Below are 19,645 nucleotides of genomic sequence, written 5' to 3' on the forward strand. Positions count from 1 at the left end.
ATTAGGAACAAAACGACTTTAAACTACACTAATGGCGGCTGTACTAATAACAACTTGCCAAGCTGGATCACTGTTTGATCGTACCAATCCGGATGCTGCCGAACATGCTCAAGGCTTCGTTCATTACCGCATACCTCAAACACGGCCGCTTTGTCTGTCTTCTCGGTATCGACTTCGAAGCGAACCGTATGTTTCCCATTCGGGAGCTCCGGCAAGAAAACATACTGATTCCGATTATGATCGTTATGCGGTGTGAATCGATCCACAAGGAAGGGATCCCCGCCGTCCACCGTCACCTTCAATCTGCCGGAATCTGGCCCCCCGATATCGAACAGTCCAATGTGTGTGCCTTCGAACTGCACCGTGATAGCCTCCCCCGGATTAACCGCTCGCCATAGGCCGGAGAACAACCAATCATACTCTCGGGCCAAAGCTGAATCATCGGGAGTCACGTAGGACCATCCAGCCGATAAATGGGCATGACCATCCAGCGGCAGCATAGTCGCGTACTCCCAAGGATTGGCCGGGACCAAATGGGACTGAGGCAAGTTATGTTCGACTCTTCCCAAGTGACCTTGAAGTTCGTACATTTTCTCAAACGACCGAGTGATCGTATCTGTGTAAATCCGGTGTCCTTCGGGAATTGTCGGATGGATCGAATCATGCGTAAAAACAATGGCTCCGGGAATGGACTTGTCTGCCCCTGAGGTAAAAATGAGCTTTCCCTCCGACACCAAATGACTGACCGCTACGCCCAGATGAATCGAAGGAATACCGTAATAATCGGCCACTTCCTCTTGCATAAGAGCCCCCTTCTGGTATTCCCCGGACTGAAATAAGGCCACATCCCGCTCCTTCAGCGTATAAATGAACAGGATATCGGTAAACCGGCTCCGCTTGCGGATTTGACGGACGATCCCTTCGATCCGCGCCTTGGACTCGGGCACTCCGCCATCGTTGCCGACAAATTCAACAAACACTAGATCAGGCTGATGACCCAGCACATCCCTCTCCAAACGGGCGCAGCCCAAATCCGACCCTGTCCCAGAAATGCCTGCATTCACACAACGGATATCAGCCTTGGGATATTGCCCACGAAGCCAATCCGCCGTCATGACTCTATATCCTTCAGAACGCGTATTACTGCCGCCAAAATAGACGATTGTCACGGTTTCCCCATTTTCCAACTTCTGAATTACATTAGGTAGCCCTCTTCGAGGGAATAATTCCTTCATCGCGACTTCACCTGACCTCACTTATGGTTGTAGGAGCAAACAATTTTACAGCAAACACTTCATGATAAGGCGAACCGTAAGTTGCGCAGAAATTAATCTGAATTCGGGTTACTCCTTCCGCATCCACCTTATGTTTATTCAACGTGAGATAATTGCCACGGATTACGATTTCCCTCTCCGTTCCGTCTTCTAAGGTCAAGATCACATCATAATCTTGGATAAGGGACTCGATCGGATCGTCGAAATGCTCCAAATCCAACTGCGAATTGAAAACAAGATGGATTTCGTCCAGATTTTTGGGGCTTGCAAAAGAGAATTCCAACCATTCCTGTCCTTCCGTACGTTCGGAAATCCAGCCATTTGGCAGACCATAGGGCCTGGAGTAGCCGTTGACGAGATTCTCGGGATTATACATATTTTGGGATGGCAGCAGGTCCTTAAAGCAAATGCTTTTATTGAATTTCTTCAGCCTGGACGGCACTTCCGGCCTATAATGGAAGCTGACCGCTCCTGTCATTTTCTCTTCATTGCCGTAAACGGCAAGGTTCGCTGTACCTTCCAGTACGATGTAAATTTTGTCGTCCGCCGGCTTCTTGCAGCCCAAGTCCAGCGTAGTCCAGTCGTCATGACCAGCTGCAATAGCCAAGCGGTAGTCTTTCAACTCGCAGTCTGGAATGTAATTTTCCTTCCGTTCCCCGCCAAACAGCTTCACATGCAGTGTTTCCGAATGCTCGGAAATATTTTTAATTTTGATCTGTACGCTTTCCGCCACGGATGTCTGAATCGGCAAGACCAAACATAACCCTTTCTCCAAAGGAATAGCTTCGGTTGGATAAGGATTGGCATAGCTGCGCTGAGACGAGGCACGAATATTTAATCCGTCAGCGAAGTAAGGATCCAATTCCTCTTGAAGCCCTACAATCGTTTGTCCGTCTCGAAGCAGCAGCGCCTGCAGCTCCCCCATATGAGATTCGACTATGGCTGCGGGATCTACCTCATATTTCAAGCATAACGAAGCTGCCGTTCCAACCGCCTGCCCCATACAACCGCAGGTAGCCATTACTCTTGTAGATCCGAAAGCAACATGGGTAGCACTTATATTGCGACCAGCGAACATGAGATTAGGAATATTGTGAGAAAATAAACTACGGAACGGAATATTGTACAAGCCCGGCACGAAATTCCATGCTGTAGCCGGCCCCTCATCGTAGATGCCCTTAGCAGCATGTAAATCCATATACCATCCCCCGACGGATACAGCATCTTCGAAATGCGACTTTGCTGTAAGATCGTTCTGAGACAACATGTGATCTCCTATAAACCGCCTCGACTCCCGCTTTCCCGGAATTGGGCAGACATAATCCAAGATGAGATTGTCCACATCATCAAATTCGCCGCTATTTTTGATATAATCCCAAATCCCGTAAACCAATTTCCGCAGCTCTAATGCGATGTCTTCATTGTTTGCGATAACATCCATATGCCCGCCGTATTCCAGCCACCACAATCCGCCGAGCCCGTTGATTTTTCTAGGGAAAGCCCGATGGTTCAAGCCTTTTCTGATACTATCGAAAAAGCCCAACTTCGTAATATCATACGCAAAGCCAGGCCGCTTGTATGGAACGGGGTATCCTACGTCACGAGCTTGAAAAAGAATCGTGTCTCCCATGGTGTAATGATCCGCCACTTCGGGAGCCAAGTCTTCGTTGTATTCATGCCTCGCTTCTCTCCCCCATCGGAAGAGCGCACCTGCCTGATATCCGACGACCCCGTCTCCGGAGCAATCGATGTAGGTTCGGCTTTCAAAACGGAATTTCCTTTCGGAAGCCAATTGAAGTCCTTCCACCCATTTAATTCTTCCGTTCTCCATTCCCGTTTCATGTACACAGGTATTCAAAAATAGAGAAATGTTAGGCTCATCATAGACCATATCCAACAGGACCGTATCCGAAAGCGAAAGCATAAGCTTCTTGTTATATAACGGATTATAGTGGAAAATCTTCAGCTTGAGTTCTTCCACCAACCCGCCCTCACGCGCATAATAGGATGGACTGTTCCCAAGATAGGCCGACCCGTTGATATGAACCCTGACCTCGCTGCTGGCATTCCCCCCAAGAACCGGTCGATCATTAATAAGTGAAACTTGCAGCCCTTGACGTGCTGCAGCAATGGCGGCGCATACCCCAGCAATACCTCCGCCTATGACGGTTACATCCGCTTTAATAAGCTCCATTGTGATAACCTCCATGATTAGATACATCTATCATGGTAATCTTTTTGAACCCCGTTTTTTTACATGATTTCGCGAAAAATTCATACATTTTTTTGCAACCTTATTTGGATTCATACCGTGTCATTTTTATCCGATATTGCTTGGGTGTATCACCTGTATATTCTTTAAATAATTTGCAAAAATACCCTTCGTTTACAATTCCGACTTCCTCACACAATTCCAATAAAGAATAATCCCGAACATTTAACAGCTCGAGAGCCAATTGAATTTTTTTACGGTTGATGTAGCTGATAACACCTTCGTTCATTGTTTTTTTGAATAGACTGCTAAAATACGACGGGGCTAAATTCACTTCCTCAGCAATAGCCTCCAACGTTAAACGCTGTTTCAGGTTTTTCTCTATAAACCGTATGGCACTCATGATTTCTGCACGATGTAAAAGTTGGCCAGCGTGTACATATTCGAAAGTGAAGTCGCCAATATACGCTAGCTGCTCCCGAAATGCCATAAATTCTAGGGGAAACTCAGCTACATCTGTGATCAACGTGTTCCCCGATTTAAATTTCACAGCAATGTCTCTGTACAAGTCTCGAAGCATAGGTGCCATGATGGACTTATGGATTTTATGATCCGTAACAAATTGGTTTAAATCAGCAAATTCTTTCTCCAGCTCTTCCCTGGAAACCTTTCTTTGCACCCATGCAAGGAAATTAGCCAGTTTCTGCTGAAAATCCACCTTTCTGTCATTATGGTAATGGAACCGATGCGCGGGTGTTTTCACTACTTTCTCTGCATGATAATAGAAATCCTCACTCACATTATTAGCTTCCGTGTAAGCTTGTTTGATGGATTCCCAGCCTCGGTGCGGACCGCCAAAAGCGACGGATACCCTTTGATTCAAATATTGATGCAAATGAGAGACGATCTGGCTCCCCAAGGTCTGGCAAGCATATTCCGTATCCATCTCACTGCGATTATTTTCCCAGGAAAGAAAGCCAATAAAACGATTATCGGAGAGATCCGCAGCTACACCCCTGCCGCTATTCATCACCGTTTCTTCGATTACATTCGTAATCGCATATTTCAAGATGTTTTGGTCAACCGCTGAATATTCATGGCGAAAATTTTCATACAGATTCATTTCAACAATAAAGCAGCAATAGTTGGCTTGAAAGAAATGGAACTGCATACGATTGGCGAAATCGGATGCCCGATGAGAAGGGATTTCGCCTCTGATCAGCTCGTTAAAAAATTGCTTACGGACTCTATATTTATTTTCAAGAACGGATACGTTTAAAGATTGAAATTCCTCTTCTTTTTTCTTAACCTCATCCAAAATTCCGGCTGCCTTATCCAAAGCTCGATCCAAATCAGCTTCCCGCAACGGAACCTTAACAATGTACTCCAATACGTTGGCATGGATAGCTCGCTGAGCGTACTCAAAAGACGAATAGGCGGTCAAAAGAATGTATTGGGTATGGGGCAGCTCCGGCTTTAACTGCTCGATCATGGAAATTCCATCCATTACCGGCATAACGATATCGGTTATTACGATATCCGGCTTAAGCCGTAAGATCTCCTCGATCCCCTTCTGCCCATTATTCGCTTTGCCCACCAAATTGAATCGCCCTTCCTTATGGGAGAGCTCGCTAAAAAACAGCTCCAATCTTTGGAGGATTAGATCTTCATCATCAACGATGAAGCAGGTGTAGTCTCTCACCATCATGCATCTCCTTTAAACATACCTGCCGGGAATATTGCGCGGACACGGGTTATTTCATTCGGTATGCTAATGATTTGCAGCCCGAACTGCTCTCCGTAGTGAAGTCTTATTCGACCATGAATATTGTTTAACCCAATTCTTTTCCTTTTTAGCTCTAGATCACTCGGTTCTGAATCTAGAATATGCTTTATTCGATCCGTTGGAATTCCTTCGCCTTGATCAACGACTTCTATCATGACGATGCCGCCCTGCTCGTATGCATGAATAGTAATCGAACCTTCGATTCCCCCTCCGTTATAGCCATGGAAGATACTATTCTCCACAATGGGCTGCAGCAGCATTCGAAATACGGGGAAATCCATTAATCCATCTTCGATATTCTCAATCAAGTGGAAGTGCCTGTTATAACGGATGTTCTGGATCGCGATATAGTCCGCTACATTTTGCAATTCCTGACGTATTGAAACCTTCTCCGAAGCGTCGGCTATCCCGTATTCCAATATTGAAATGAGAGACCCTATCACCACATCTACTTTCTCTATTTGTCCCAGGCGTATGACATTGCTGATAGAGCCAAGCGTGTTATACAAAAAATGAGGATTTATTTGCGATTGCAGCACTTGGATCTCCAGCTTCCGCTCAAGTTCATTATGAAGCTCTGCTCGCCGAATCAGTTCCACAATTTGCTGCAACATACGGTCGAAGGCTCGGGAAAGGTCGCCGAATTCATCATTTCGGTTCATCGTCATTGTCGTTGTCAGATCGCCTTGCTCCACCCGTTTCATTTTTGTTTTGAGCACATAGAGCGGATTCCTTATATATTTGGCAATAAAAAAAGAAATGAACAGACTTAATAGAAGACCGGCGGCTAGAAGCCCGATATAATAGGTTTCCAATCTGAACAACGCAGCTTTCATGCGAGATTCATCGTTGATCGAGATGATGGACCAATTGAATTTCTCTGTCGGTTTCTTCAGAATGGAGACCGGCATGCCATCCTTGGTATGCAGTTGAAGGCTTGTTCCCGTAGTATCAAGAATTTGTTCCGCCGACATTTCCCCGATTGAAAACGTATGATCTTGAATATTCAGGGGTCCTCTATTTTCTGAAAATCCGGCAATAATTTTACCCGATGTGGTAATCAGGGCCAGATTCATTTGTTCTTTTTTATTAATCTTGAACAAGGTTTCTTCAATGGCATTTAGATCCAAATCTATCGCAATGGCCATAGGAAACGGAGAGCCGTTCAGATATCGAACCATCGTAACTGTCCAGCCGGAATACTTGGATTTATAAGGATCACTGACAAAGGTAGTCCATTTGTTCTTGTCGGCCGCATCAAACAACGGTTTTCTGTCAGATAAGGGTTCATCGAAAATTCGCGTCGGCGTACTTCCGCCTAGAATGGATAAATCGCTATTGATCAAGTAAATGTTACTGATGTAATTATCATTGAGCTCATACAGCTCTCTTAATTGCTTTTTAATCACTTCCGTATTGTTAATGTTTGCTTTCACCGATGTTTCGACCGAGAACAGGATCGTCTGGAAAGAGGAAAAATTAACCGTTAAATACTGGTCAACTTTGTCCAATATTTGGTTTGTGTAATAAATATCATTGGTCCTTATCTCCTTTTGGACATAGCGATAGGACAGTTGGCTTATCAAGATGATGCAGCTTAATACAAATGCAAACACGATTAAAAATAGTTTTAAAGGCAAGCTGATTCTTCTTCGCATCCGTCATCTTCCTTTTAAATCTGTATTAAACTAAGAATAGCATAGGACAACAAAGAGAGGGGCTATTTATCGCCACTCTCTTTGTTTATTTACTTGATTAGGCCTGCCTCTTTAAATTGCTTGATTGCTGTATCCTTATATTTCTGCATGTCAAACTTGGTATCCAAGGTTTTGAGGAAATTATCCCAGTTGGTAAGAGGGTCTTTGCCCGTCATAAATTTGACTAAGCTTTCATTAATGAAACGTGTGCGGTCAGCTGCCAAGGTATCGCTCGGGTCTGCAGTCAATAAATTTCCGGGCAAAGTAAGCCCTACATATTTCTGATTGTTCGTGAAAGCTTCTGCCGTCTTCGGATTCTGGAAGCTGAAGTACTCGGCATCATCGCCACGGCGCGGCATTCTATAATGATCAACCCATAGATACTTTTCTTTCATTTCCTTCGCTAACTCAGAAGTTTTGTTTTTGACCTTGCCATCCACGATATCCCAATGAATCCCTTTGATCCCGTATGCGAAATTCGGATAGGCTTCCTTGTCCGTAAAGAGATATTCCAGCATAGACAAGATCCGAATGATTTTGTCCCTATCCGCTTTCTTGGAAATGGCCCATGAATTGCCTTGGAACGATTTTCTCTCCACGATTTGATCGCCGTAAGGCCCTTTCATTGGAGGAATGACGATCCATTCCGGTACTTCTCCGCCGATTTCTTTCATTTTCTGCTGATAATCCGGTTCCAGTCTGCGGGCATCTCTAATCATGAAGCCAACTTTACCTTTAAATAACTTTTGGTCCAACAAATCGGGCGTATTCATCGTCACCCAGTCGGGGTCTACAACTTTGGCTGTCATCATTTTATTGATGTAAGCGAGCGCTTCCTTCATTTTGGGATCGATAAACAGGAACACCGGTTTATTGTCTTCCACTTCAATGGCTGAGGGAGGATTGACGCCAAACATCCACATTAAGCTATCGAAGCCGTAGGTTTGCAAATTGCCTTCTTTATTCATACCGCCTATGAATCCGTACGTATCGTTTTTGCCGTTTCCGTCTGGATCTTTCTCCGTAAAGGCTTTCATCACTTCGAACAGCTCGTCAGGGGTTGTCGGCACTTTCATATTCAGCTTTTTCAGCCAATCGTTGCGGATGAAGAAGCTTCGACTGATGCCGTTTACATTATCATAACCTGGAACTCCAATGGTTTTCCCTTGATAGGACATCGCTTCCCAGGAGTCTTTGCCGAAACGCTTCTGCAATTCAGGAAATTGATCCACGTACGGAGTCAAATCCGCAAGAACGCCTTGATCATAATATTGCGCGAGATCGGCCCGACTCTTCAAGAAGATCAAATCTGGAATATCCCCGCCAGCAATGAGCGTATTCAGTTTGGTTGTTGCTTGCCCAGCCTGAGGAATCATCATATCCAAGTCGATATTCATCGCCTTTTCCAACATTTGGCGTTGAATATCTTCATCACGCGGAGGTATTGGAGCGGCAGCGTTGAAAGTACCTTGGTTAAACATCGAAATTTTCATTTTGGTCGCAAACTTGTTAGCCTCGGATTGAGGGCTGCTTGAAGCTGTCGGCTTCACTACTTCTTGGTCCCCACATCCTGACAATAGCGCTCCCAGCCCTACGATAGCAGCCAGAACAGTAAATGAAAGCTTTTTACGTTGCATATTGACCTCTCCTTTTGCTTGAATATATATTATCATGGTGTCCCCGAAACAACCTAGGTAGAAATTGCCTTTTAACCTTTAATCGATCCCATGAGCACACCCTTCGTGAAATGCTTCTGCATAAAAGGATAAACGATCAAAATCGGAACCGTCGTCACGACGACAGCCGCCATTTGCACAGCGAACTGGCTGACCGTCCCGGAATTGGCAATCGAATCAGCGCTTTGTGTTGCGACGTTAAGCAGAATGTTGCGCAAGACTACTTGAAGCGGCATTAGGTTCGAATCATTCAAGTAGACAATCGCATCGAAATAACTGTTCCAATGCCCCACTGCGTAAAATAAGGAAACGGTGGCAAGGACGGGCAAGGACAGAGGTAAAATGATCCTCCATAGCGACTGAAGTTCACTTGCGCCGTCAACCCTCGCCGATTCCTCGATTTCAGCAGGCAATTGCTCGAAGAAGCCTTTAATGATCACCAGATTAAAAGCACTAATGAGATGCGGAATAATCAATACCCACGGGCTGTCCAGCAATCCCAGCGAGCGGATTAACAAATAAGTCGGAATCAGCCCTCCACCAAACATCATGGTAAACACAATGAAGATTAAAAATGAGCTGCGCCCTGGTAAATATTTTTTGGATAATGGATAAGCTGCTATGATCGTAAAAAACACATTAAGCGCAGTGCCTACAACCGTCCGAAACAACGTAATTTTATACGCCTGCCCTATACCATGAGAAATGAATACTTCTTTATAGGCTGCAAAAGTAAAGGATTCTGGTATAATAACAATTCCTCTTCTTAACACTTCCGATTCTGGCGTCACGGAAACAGCAACCACATATAGAAAGGGAAGCAAACAAAGTAGGGATAGCACAATTAGAATAATATAAACGACTACTTGCCATACTTTTTCCCCGATTGTCAGATTAATCATACGAAAACCACCTCACCAAATTTGACCATCGAATTTTTTGGCGAGCTTGTTTGCAGCCAAAACTAAAATAAATCCGATGACAGCTTTAAACAATCCCACAGCAGTAGCCAAGCCAATCTTAAGACGCTCCAACCCTTCACGGTAAACCCATGTGTCGATAATGTCGATCTTCTCCTGGTTAAAGCTGTTGGCAAACATGAATATTTGGTCAAAGCCAGCGTCCAGAATATGGCTTAATTTAAGAATCAGCATCAGAATAATGACCCCTCGAATGCCGGGTAATGTGACATGCCATAGCTGTCTCCATTTGGAAGCGCCATCAATTCGAGCCGCTTCATATAAGCTTGGATCGATTCCTGCTAATGCGGCAAGGTACAATATCGCTCCCCATCCAATATCCTTCCATATCTCAGATAAGATGATCAGCAGTCTGCCCCAGGCAGGTTCCGTTAGAAAGGAGATCGGTTGAATACCATTTTCCTTCAGAATCATATTAAAAAGGCCATCTCCTGGGGCTAATAATGCCACCATCAGTCCATAAACAATGACCCATGACAGAAAATGGGGCAAATAAGTGATTGTTTGTACGATTTTCTTAAACCATTGGGTATACACTTCATTGAGCAGCAGAGCTAGTACGATGGGAGCGGAGAAACCGAACAACAACTTATACAGCGATATGATAATCGTATTTCTCATGATGTCCCAGAAATAAACGCCGTTAATAAAATCTTTAAAATTTTTCAATCCCACCCATGGGCTATCCCATAGGCCCAAAGCCAGGTTGTAGTTTTTAAAAGCAATAATGATTCCCGCCATAGGAATGTATTTGAATACAGCAAAGTAAACTAATGCCGGGAATAAAAGAGCATACATCACTTTATGCTTTTGTATCGCTCTTATCCATGAATTCCGCTTATGGGGGAGGGGAATGGCGTCCGCTGCCAATTTCGCTTGCATATCATCACCTCGTCTTTATTTCTATTTGTATAATAGCATCCCCCTATCGGATAAATTTCTGTAATTTCAAGAATTTCTTATAAGATATTAAGTAAGTGGGGCCTTGGAAAATTCCAATACAATAGGCATGAGAAACAAACGGACAGAGTGACCGTCACCGTTTCTAGGTGCTTTCACTACTGTTGGATGACAAATTGGTTTTGAAATGAATTTCGGGGTAAATTGTCTGAATTACAAATTAGTTTTGAAATACTTTTTACAAACTATTAAAGTTGGTCGGTGTAGGCTACACCCTTAGGGTTGAGATAGTTATGTGTCATTCACCGAATTTAAAGATTGCCAAGGTGGTTTCTTCATCAATGTAATCCTATACTTTTAAATTCCGTAGATCTTCAGACTTTCCTATTGGTCAAATTGATATTACAGATCTTCGAGGGTTAAATAAATCGTCTTGTTTGGGTCATCATTTAACTCACTCCATTTTTGTCCTCCAAGTCTCACTTGTTTTTTTTAGAATGGTATAACGTAAATTAGAAATCTACAAATCCCAACAAATGGAGTTTTTATATTTTAGCAATTTGAAAGTAAACCAATAATTAACCACGGAAAACTATTCCATTCTTGCCCATAAAAACGAGACTAATGATAAATCATTGTCTCGTTTTTATTTCTGTTATTTGGAGTGGGTAAGGATCTAAAATCATTAGTTGAAACATTATTCATACAGAAAATGTATAAACAAAAATAACTACGAAGAGCAATTTCACATAGGGTTGATAATATTATTTTGCCCCGCACAGAAATAAGACAGTCCAGAACCTGTTAATAAAGTTCCGGACTGTCCAATTGATAAAATTTCTAGCTGTTGCTTTTAAGAAAATCAGAATGACTTACTTATTAATGAAGTTCGCTTTGAGCAGCAGCCGGTATATAAGCACTACGGTCTCCGCACGTGTTAATGATTTCAGCGGACGCAGCTCGTTCCCGTAGCCTTCCACCAATCCCTCATGAATGCCTGTCTGTATCGCCGCGCTAGCCCAATCACCAATTTGATTGCGGTCCACGTACTCGGATAAATCTGTCTTAACTCTGGCTCTGCTTGCTTCGGAAGTGGCCCCTGCCAGTTGCATCGCCCGGATAATCGTAACTACCGCTTCTTGACGCGATACCTCCTGATTCGGCCCAAATGTACCGTCTTGGAATCCATCCATAAGGCCATTTGCTTTAACCGCTGCGATCGAATCGCTGTACCAGCTTGAGTCGCTGACATCACGGAAGCCAGCATGACCGGATCCTTTTGGCAACCCTAAGGCTCTGGTCAGCAAAGCAGCAAGTTCAGCCCGGGTAATGACGGAATCGGGTACGAATCGTTTTTCATCGATGCCATTTACGATCAATCTTTTATTCAAGTCAACAATTTCGGCAGCCGCCCAGTGCCCTTGAATGTCTGTTAGGCTGGATGCTTTGGAAACCAGCCCATAGGTGCTATTCGTAAGACTGCGAATCACAGCAGCTTCACGCCCGTCAATGCTCATAAATGCCGTCGGTACCGGACGCACGCCATGCATTTGATCCCAGGCCACGACCGTAGATGCCGTGCGGTCCAAGCCTTTGGGCAAGTAAATGACTCTTTCCACATAATGCTTAAAGTTTGAAACTTCAATGCTCTCACTTTGGCGTAGAACATAAACATGAAAATGAACCGGATCCGTCATCCATTGGAAATCGCCTTTTCTCGCTGCATCCTGTAGCTCTGGAATCTCGTTGAGTTTACCGCGTTCAATCGTTATTTGAACTCCTGTATCCTTGGACCAAGCAGATATGCCGTTTACGACTTCCGCCAACGGCAAACGATATTGGGCTTGCTGCGTTTTTAATGTTAATGCAGCTCCCTTTTGAGCGAGAAGCGCAGCAGCTTCACCAGAAAGCTGAAGAGCGATTTTACCGGCTTCATCGTCAACCATAATCGAGATACTCCGCTCAGTTGTCGTTGTAAACGAGTCGATTACCTTTATTACGGTGTCCGTATCCAATCGAACATCGATGGATTTGGTGCCATTCGCTTCCATTCGAACCGAGGCATGTCCTGATAATTTTTGATCGTTGATCCAAATAGAAACCGCATTGTCAGGTGACGAATCAGTCGATGAACTTACTGTCCCTGAGCCCGAATGTGAACCGGAACTTGCACTGGCACGAATCACATCGAGTGTATACGTTTTAAGGGAACCGTCTTGAGCTTTGACATTCACCTCAAATGTATTTTTACCTGTTACAAGTGAATAGGCATTTGTTATCACGCTATTGGCTACTTGCCCACCGTTTACATAGACAACAGAATAAACATCTGAAGGGATCAGCTTCATTGTCAACCCATAAACCGCAGGACTTACCAATACAGAATAGCTCGTTGTTCCCGGGTCAAATTCATCAAACGGTACCGTTCCGCCTAATCCTGCAAGCTGCCAATTACTTAAAGATGCATTATTGCTCAGCGGAACGATGTTTTGAATGTCAATGAATCCAATGTTCGCGTTACCCGCTGTATCAGCCACATAGACGGAATAGACCCCGTTCTTTTGCACAGTGAAATAATCCGCGATTTCCATGCCTTGCGTCTCAAAATACGATAGGGGATGGCTTCCCGCCGCCCACTTTATAGATGAAACCCTGTTGAACTGGCCGTATACCGACGTTGCTACGGAGACCGTCACGTTTCCAAAGGTCGGAAGAAACGGATTGGCCTGCAGTGTGATAGTTGGAGGCTGGTTATATGTAAACTTAATAGTTACGTTTTGGTGCAGGGACTGACCACTTTGTTCTTCCTTAGCAAAAAAGGTTACACTCTCCGCAGTTGTATTACTCACTGAAAAAGCAGCAAGTCCCATGCTGTCGGTCCAACCATATACGTCAGCCATTACGGAATGTCCGCCGCTTGCTTGAAGCGATACCCGTTTTCCGGCGAGCGGATGATCATAATCGTCTTTGAGTTTCACGAAAATGGAGGCTTTGCTGATGCCATCCGCCCGTATAACTAAATCACTAGCCGTTACAGTGGAGTGGACTGCACTTACTTCCCCAGGCAAGAATTGGATGGCAGTCGTCGAAGCAAGTTCACTGCCATAAACACTGGCGCCGACTGTCGCAATACCTACCGTTGATGGTGCCGTCAGTGTCGCCGTATACGTGCCGTTATTGTTGTCCGTTACGGGGCCAACTGTGCCTAGCGTTGTCGTTATCGCTACTGTTGCCCCGCCGACCGTCAAAGCGTTACCCTGTGCGTCGTTCAGCTTCACAGTAACCGTCGTTTGGCTCACACCATCCGCGGTCAAAGTTGCATTCCCCACGACCACCGTGCTTCGCGAAGTTGACGCTACTCCCGGCACGAATTGTACCGTTACCGTTGAAGCGATGGCACTGCCTCCGATGCTAGCGCTCACCGTCGCAGTACCCACTATCATCGGAGCCGTCAGCATCGCTGTATACGTGCCGTTATTGTTGTCCGTTACGGGACCAACTGTGCCTAGCGTCGTCGTTATCGCTACAGACGAGCCGCCAACTGTCAGGGCATTGCCCTGAGCATCTTTCAACGTTACAGTGACTGTTGTACGGCTAGTTCCATCTGCGGTCAAAGATGCATTCCCAACGGTGACCGTACTTCGCGCTGTTGACGCTACTCCTGGTACGAACTGTACCTTTGCCGTTGAGGCGATGGCACTGCCTCCGATATTGGCGCTCACCGTCGCAGTACCCACTGTCGTCGGAGCCGTCAGCATCGCCGTATACGTGCCGTTATTGTCGTCCGTTACTGTGCCTACCGTACCGAGTGTCGAAGTAATCGCAACAGCTGCTCCCCCCTTAGTTAGTGAATTCCCATGCATATCCTTCAACTTTACGATGATCGATGTCTGGCTTGTACCATTGGCGGTTAGCGAGGTTCCTCCCACAGTTAGCGTACTGTTCGCAGCCGAAGGCGCTCCGGGTACGAACTGCACCGTTGCCGTCGATGCGATTGGGCTGCCTCCGACACTGGCGCTTACTGTCGCAGTGCCCACCGTCGCTGGTGCCGTCAGTGTCGCCGTATAGGTGCCGTTATTGTTGTCCGTTACAGGGCTAACCGTACCTAAGGTTGACGTTATCGCTACAGCCGCTCCGCCGCTCGTTATTGCATTGCCTTGTGCATCATTCAACTGCACGCTGACCATCGTCTGGCTTGTCCCATCCGCCTCCAGACTAGACTGAGCAGTAGTGACTTTGCTTTCTGCTGGGGATAGCGAATAGTCTGGAATCATATAGGTCCTGAATGCAAAATCATATCCAATAGAAGGTGAGGTTCCTCTTGGATATGGATCACCGCCAGTCATATACCATCCGAATCCGGCAGACCCTCCGTATTCAGTACTAACAATCATCCGATACTCCATATTTCTCTTCAAATAGGGCGCTATCCCGGTGAAATCAACGGATACCCAGCCCGATCCGAACGATGTCAGCTGTGTGGATGCAAGCGGTGTCGATAAATCGCTTTCCTTATAAAGGCTCAGCAGCATTGCTCCCGTTGCTCCATATGAACCGGCAGAATTAAGTTCAAACCGGCTAAGATTTCCTGAAATAGCAGGAGTAAATGTTTGATATTTCGGATAGGTGCTGTTAACCCAAGTGTTCCCGGACCCATTGGTCTGCTGTTGATCCAGTACATCAGATGCAGCAAACACATTCCCTATAGGGAACAACCCAAAAATCACCGTGACGATAAGCATCACGGCCGTCCATCTTCGTTTCAAGTTTTTCATCACTGACCCCCATTCTTCGATCTCACTTCAGAATATCTATTTTTCATTATCTATTTACTATCATCTGCTTACAAGATCTGCATAACAATACGCCAATAGTAATCTCTTCTGGCTTCCCTAGTAGCAATCAGCCTCTCTCCAAATAAAATTAATATAGTTAAATTTTATTGCATAATCTTTATGACAAATAGTGACTGTTGTCATCTTTTTTGTCATATGACAAATATTTTATGTTCAACGGTGATATCATTCGGCGACGTTTTTTCGAATGTCATTTCAAAGCTTTATTTGTCATTTCAAAACTTTATTGTCCATTTCAAAACCAATTTGTCATCCAACAGAACCATGTCATCAGCCCTTTGACAAAATCAAAATAACGTAATAAAATATTTTTACGTAAGTATAATATTGTATGGAGGTTGGTTTGCTTTGCAGCAGCAAGATATTCTGGAAAGCTGTCTCATTCAGTCGCCGGATCAAGCGATGGCTCTGCTCAATCCGCTGCGTGCGGATATCGTTTCGCGACTTATTGAGCCCGCTTCGGCTGCCGAGCTGGGAAGAATGATCAACGAGCCGCCTCAACGCATGAATTATCACTTGAAGGCGCTGGAGAAGACAGGATTAATTCGAAGAGTCGGTACAAGACAGGTACGCAATCTTGTCGAGGTACTGTATCAGTCGATTGCCAAGACGTTCGTATTGGCAGAATCGCTGAGTTTGTCGGAGGAAACGATCGAGCGGCTGAAGGAGCACGGCTCATTGGCCCAGCTCATTACAACCGCAGAGCAAATGAAGAAGGATGCCGTCTACCTCATGGAGCATTCGGAGAAAGGCACCGAAATCCCGAGCGCTACCCTACAAATGGATATCCCTCTACTCGACGGCGACGACCGGGAAGCTTTCATTGCCGATTACGTTAACATGGTAAAGCAGCTGGTTGGAAAATATGCTAAGGCCGCGGATAACGGTCAAACTCCCACTCTTTACAAGGTGATATTGTCTGTATATCCGAAGGCCGATGAAGGAGAGTGATCCCAATGAGCGAGAAAATAGTTCATGACGATGAGACAACAAAGAAGCAGTCCGCTGGAGGCGCATCGGAAGCTGCAACTCCTTCATCCCCTTTGCTCGTATCGAGACAAGGCGGGAGTGTAGGAGAAAAAGAGTCATCAGAACAGCACAGCAACGTTGTTGACTTGGAACAATACAAAGCGGGTCAAGGTCAGCTTATCTCCGAGGAAGCACTCGTACAAGAATGGCAGCTGAACACCGGAGAGAGGGAGCCTCTAGTCAAGCTCATTATGGTGTCCTCTGGATTCGGCGGCAAAAGAAGCTACATTTCGAGAAATACGGATATTCAGTGCATCGCTGCTTAAAACAATTGGAACCCACAGGTTCAATAAGTGAAATGGAGGTAGGAAAATGAGCTATATTCCTGTTGTTATTGAGCAAGATGGTCGCGGTGAGAGGTCTTACGATATTTATTCAAGATTGTTGAAAGACCGCATCGTGTTTCTCGGATCCGAGGTCAACGATCAAGTGGCGAATAGCATTATCGCACAGCTGCTCTTTCTGGCGGCGGCCGATCCTGAGAAAGATATCCATTTGTATATCAACTCCCCTGGGGGTTCAACTACGGCAGGCTTGGCGATCTATGATACGATGCAGTTTATTCAACCCGATGTATCGACGATCTGCGTTGGATTTGCCGCTTCCATGGGAGCTATCCTGCTGACAGGGGGAGCAAAAGGCAAACGGTTTGCCCTTCCCAACTCCGAAATCATGATTCACCAGCCGTGGGGCGGCACACAGGGGCAAGCATCGGATATTCAAATTCGGGCGGCTAATATTATGAAGACTCGTAAAGTTCTGTACAATATTATCTCGGAAACATCCGGTCAGCCCTATGAGAAGGTTGAGAAGGATTCCGACAGAGATTATTACATGAGCGCAATAGAAGCCAAGGAATATGGGTTGATCGATAAAGTTATCGAACGGGTTCAGTAGTTCGGTGGTCTTCTTAAGGAACCACACGGAGACGGATCCATTTATCGGAAAATCATAAACACCTGGCGTTTCATATTAAAAAACAGCCGGCTAGACAGTGATTTCACTGCCTTCCCGACTGTTTTTTTTGTTCTATTCAGTGCTGAAGACTACGCTCTAATCAGACCTTCCCGGGTAATGGTAAGCTTCTCAAAACCCGTATCGGTGATCGCATAGCTGTTCTCGATTCCAACAACACCGCGCTGCGGGAACGTAAATTTCGGTTCAATCGCTATAACCATTCCGGGCTGTAGCGGATAGTTGAAGCCTTTGGCTAATACCGGCAGCTCATCGATTTCGAGCCCGATACCATGTCCAAGAAATTTCACTTGATCGTCTCCGAAGCCCATATAATGGTCGCTTAAGCCCGCTTCATGAGCCATAAGCAGCGAATGCATATACAAGCGCTCGCACACTGTACCCGGCTTCAGCATTTCCTCGACACTGCGGAGGATTCGTTCCGATGTATCATACGCATGGACAAGGTCATCTGGCAAATTGCCCATAACTACGGTACGGGTCTGGTCGATGACATAACCGTCGATACAGCAGCCTACATCCAATAAAATAGGCTCATTGGCCTGAATCGGCCGGCGACTGGCACTTTGCGGAACAGCAGCGCTCAAGCCTCGGCCCCCCGCCGGGCCGTCAAAGTAGCTTGGCGTAGCGGCGGCTTCTCCTGCCCCAACCATACCTGTGATAACTTCTTGATTGTAACCACGCATCCTCATCAAACCAATATGACCGTTAAGGCGTATGAACTGTTCGATGCTGGCCATAAGCTCCAGCTCCGTCACCCCAGGCTTCAGTATGCTGAGAGAATGCTCAAACGCAAGATCGATGACACGAGCGGCTTCCTTGATATAAGCTATCTCCGAAGCGGATTTGATCATCCGCAGCTCACGGACGATTGTCGATCCGTCAGCCCATTCAACATTAGGCAATACATTTTGCAGCTTCAACAGCTGCTGCACCGGCAGCACATCGAATTCAGCCGCAAATTTCAGCTTGGGTGAGCCTGCTGCCTGCTGAAACAAAGCACCGAAAACTTCGGCAAGCCTTTTCCCAAAGCTTCGGAACGAGCCCAGCGCCTCCACGGTTATTGCTGATTCCTCTTGTGCCCTTACGACACTACGGCGAACGAAAAAGACAGCCTCCCCTTCGCTTGGAACAAATAAATACCCGGTTTGCATGGAACCGGTAAAATAGTACAAGTCCACATTTTGAGTGATCATGCATCCATCAAGCTGACTCTGGCGCAAACGCTCCTGCAAGCGTTGGATACGTAATATGTATTCCTTCAATTTCACCACTCCTTTATACAAAATTAACATCGACCTTCTATAATAAGGAACGCCAGATTATCGAGAACCCATTTAAGTGTACATGGCTTAAACCATACGATTTCTGCCTGCTCTAATTTCAACCAGCATGTAATGTGCACCTTTTCCTTAACTCTCTTTTGTAAGAGTACTCCATCTTTTGTAGGCTTTCAACTTGGAGGGCGTGTTGGCTAGTCGAACACCCTTCAAGAACTTCCCATCGTCTGTTGCTCTTGTTATACTGCATACCCACAGCAAAAAACTGATGCAAGCATTCAATATGCCGACATCAGTTTCATTAACAAGCTGCGCTTTTAAGAACTAACACTCTCCGATACCTTGGCTTGTATAATATGCTTCAAGCGCTGCAATACAACAACCGCTTCAGCCCGCGTTGCCGCTTGAGCTCCTTCCAACGTGTCACTTGCCTCATCAATCAGTCCTGAAGCTACGGCCTGTTCTCTTTGATTAGCTGCCTGCCCTTTACCTGCATCGGGATCCATGGTGCGAAGCGCCAGCCTAATCATTTCCGCACGCTGAAGCTCTTCATCCAGCTCATCGGCCGAAAAATCGTTCTCATCTACGATGCCAACATCACGAAGGGACTGGAAGCTTGCCTCTTGGTTACTATGCTCTGAAGAAGACGCTGCAAGCGGTATATGAAGTCCTGCCAATAGCATATTGATGAATTCCGCTCGACTGACCGAACGATCGGGACGGAACGTGCCATCGTCGTAACCGGCGATAATACCTTCGGAAACGGCTTCCAGAATGGGCTCCTCCGCCCAATGACCATCCATATCACTAAACTCAAAGGACTCCAGATTAGCATGAATTGCGGTCCCTCCGGTTGTAAAAGCAAATGGCAGACTAGCCAATGCGAATACATAAGCGGTCCTGCGAATAAGGACTACGGATGCAGCAGCAAACATCAATTTCAATTTATTTTTTTGTCTCCGAATGGCGGACATAGCATC

General features: G+C 45.7%; 13 protein-coding genes. 3 read left to right on the plus strand and 10 right to left on the minus strand.

Annotated elements, in window-relative coordinates; genetic code table 11:
* Positions 1–23 precede the first annotated feature (23 nt).
* The 8 genes from BP97_RS0116350 to BP97_RS0116385 form a co-directional block, all read right to left on the minus strand.
* Complete coding sequence (locus BP97_RS0116350; protein WP_028550053.1) at positions 24–1,235, minus strand: SGNH/GDSL hydrolase family protein; 1,212 nt, start codon at positions 1,233–1,235, stop codon at positions 24–26.
* Between the two features lie 7 nt (positions 1,236–1,242).
* Entirely contained in the window at positions 1,243–3,468 is a 2,226-nt protein-coding gene (locus BP97_RS0116355) for an FAD-dependent oxidoreductase (RefSeq protein WP_028550054.1), read from the minus strand.
* Positions 3,469–3,568: 100 nt separating this feature from the next.
* Entirely contained in the window at positions 3,569–5,191 is a 1,623-nt protein-coding gene (locus BP97_RS0116360; RefSeq protein WP_028550055.1) for a response regulator, read from the minus strand.
* The gene (locus BP97_RS0116365) at positions 5,191–6,930 is read right to left on the minus strand and encodes a sensor histidine kinase (RefSeq protein WP_028550056.1); all 1,740 of its coding nucleotides are present in this window, start codon (positions 6,928–6,930) and stop codon (positions 5,191–5,193) included. Before BP97_RS0116365 ends, BP97_RS0116360 begins: the two co-directional genes overlap by 1 nt.
* Positions 6,931–7,019: 89 nt before the next feature.
* A complete protein-coding gene (locus BP97_RS0116370; protein ID WP_028550057.1) occupies positions 7,020–8,606 on the minus strand; it encodes an extracellular solute-binding protein in 1,587 nt (528 codons plus the stop codon).
* Positions 8,607–8,677: 71 nt separating this feature from the next.
* Positions 8,678–9,547, minus strand: coding sequence for a carbohydrate ABC transporter permease (locus BP97_RS0116375; RefSeq protein WP_028550058.1), 870 nt, complete (start codon positions 9,545–9,547; stop codon positions 8,678–8,680).
* A 12-nt stretch (positions 9,548–9,559) separates the two neighbouring features.
* On the minus strand, positions 9,560–10,507 hold the full coding sequence (locus BP97_RS0116380) for an ABC transporter permease (protein ID WP_028550059.1): 948 nt from the start codon (positions 10,505–10,507) through the stop codon (positions 9,560–9,562).
* A gap of 890 nt (positions 10,508–11,397) precedes the next feature.
* The gene (locus BP97_RS0116385; RefSeq protein WP_028550060.1) at positions 11,398–15,300 is read right to left on the minus strand and encodes an invasin domain 3-containing protein; all 3,903 of its coding nucleotides are present in this window, start codon (positions 15,298–15,300) and stop codon (positions 11,398–11,400) included.
* Between the two features lie 429 nt (positions 15,301–15,729).
* Between BP97_RS0116385 and BP97_RS0116390 the strand changes: the two genes are divergently transcribed.
* Genes BP97_RS0116390 through clpP form a run of 3 tightly spaced genes read left to right on the plus strand, consistent with a single transcriptional unit; the run spans position 15,730 to position 17,307 of the window.
* On the plus strand, positions 15,730–16,332 hold the full coding sequence (locus tag BP97_RS0116390; RefSeq protein ID WP_028550061.1) for a helix-turn-helix domain-containing protein: 603 nt from the start codon (positions 15,730–15,732) through the stop codon (positions 16,330–16,332).
* 5 nt (positions 16,333–16,337) lie between these two features.
* Positions 16,338–16,676 carry a hypothetical protein gene (locus BP97_RS0116395; RefSeq protein ID WP_028550062.1) on the plus strand — a complete coding sequence of 113 codons (339 nt, stop codon included), beginning with the start codon at positions 16,338–16,340 and terminating at the stop codon, positions 16,674–16,676.
* A gap of 46 nt (positions 16,677–16,722) precedes the next feature.
* On the plus strand, positions 16,723–17,307 hold the full coding sequence (gene clpP, locus BP97_RS0116400; protein WP_028550063.1) for an ATP-dependent Clp endopeptidase proteolytic subunit ClpP: 585 nt from the start codon (positions 16,723–16,725) through the stop codon (positions 17,305–17,307).
* A gap of 149 nt (positions 17,308–17,456) precedes the next feature.
* Here the strand turns inward: clpP and BP97_RS0116405 are convergent, their stop codons facing one another.
* Together BP97_RS0116405 and BP97_RS0116410 are read right to left on the minus strand one after the other, a co-directional pair.
* Positions 17,457–18,650 (minus strand): M24 family metallopeptidase, encoded by a 1,194-nt coding sequence (locus BP97_RS0116405; protein ID WP_028550064.1) that lies wholly within the window; start codon positions 18,648–18,650, stop codon positions 17,457–17,459.
* A 332-nt stretch (positions 18,651–18,982) separates the two neighbouring features.
* Complete coding sequence (locus BP97_RS0116410; protein WP_028550065.1) at positions 18,983–19,639, minus strand: S-layer homology domain-containing protein; 657 nt, start codon at positions 19,637–19,639, stop codon at positions 18,983–18,985.
* Between the last annotated feature and the right edge of the window lie 6 nt (positions 19,640–19,645).

Origin of the sequence: Paenibacillus sp. UNC451MF (assembly GCF_000686845.1) — a bacterium.
Taxonomy (GTDB): Bacteria; Bacillota; Bacilli; order Paenibacillales; family NBRC-103111; genus Paenibacillus_S.

Bases quoted from the DNA above. Each gene is read 5' to 3' on its own strand.
- BP97_RS0116350 (WP_028550053.1), bottom strand. From the start codon at position 1,235: ATGAAGGAATTATTCCCTCGAAGAGGGCTACCTAATGTAATTCAGAAG.
- BP97_RS0116355 (WP_028550054.1), bottom strand. From the start codon at position 3,468: ATGGAGCTTATTAAAGCGGATGTAACCGTCATAGGCGGAGGTATTGCT.
- BP97_RS0116360 (WP_028550055.1), bottom strand. From the start codon at position 5,191: ATGGTGAGAGACTACACCTGCTTCATCGTTGATGATGAAGATCTAATC.
- BP97_RS0116365 (WP_028550056.1), bottom strand. From the start codon at position 6,930: ATGCGAAGAAGAATCAGCTTGCCTTTAAAACTATTTTTAATCGTGTTT.
- BP97_RS0116370 (WP_028550057.1), bottom strand. From the start codon at position 8,606: ATGCAACGTAAAAAGCTTTCATTTACTGTTCTGGCTGCTATCGTAGGG.
- BP97_RS0116375 (WP_028550058.1), bottom strand. From the start codon at position 9,547: ATGATTAATCTGACAATCGGGGAAAAAGTATGGCAAGTAGTCGTTTAT.
- BP97_RS0116380 (WP_028550059.1), bottom strand. From the start codon at position 10,507: ATGCAAGCGAAATTGGCAGCGGACGCCATTCCCCTCCCCCATAAGCGG.
- BP97_RS0116385 (WP_028550060.1), bottom strand. From the start codon at position 15,300: ATGAAAAACTTGAAACGAAGATGGACGGCCGTGATGCTTATCGTCACG.
- BP97_RS0116395 (WP_028550062.1), top strand. From the start codon at position 16,338: ATGAGCGAGAAAATAGTTCATGACGATGAGACAACAAAGAAGCAGTCC.
- clpP (WP_028550063.1), top strand. From the start codon at position 16,723: ATGAGCTATATTCCTGTTGTTATTGAGCAAGATGGTCGCGGTGAGAGG.
- BP97_RS0116410 (WP_028550065.1), bottom strand. From the start codon at position 19,639: ATGTCCGCCATTCGGAGACAAAAAAATAAATTGAAATTGATGTTTGCT.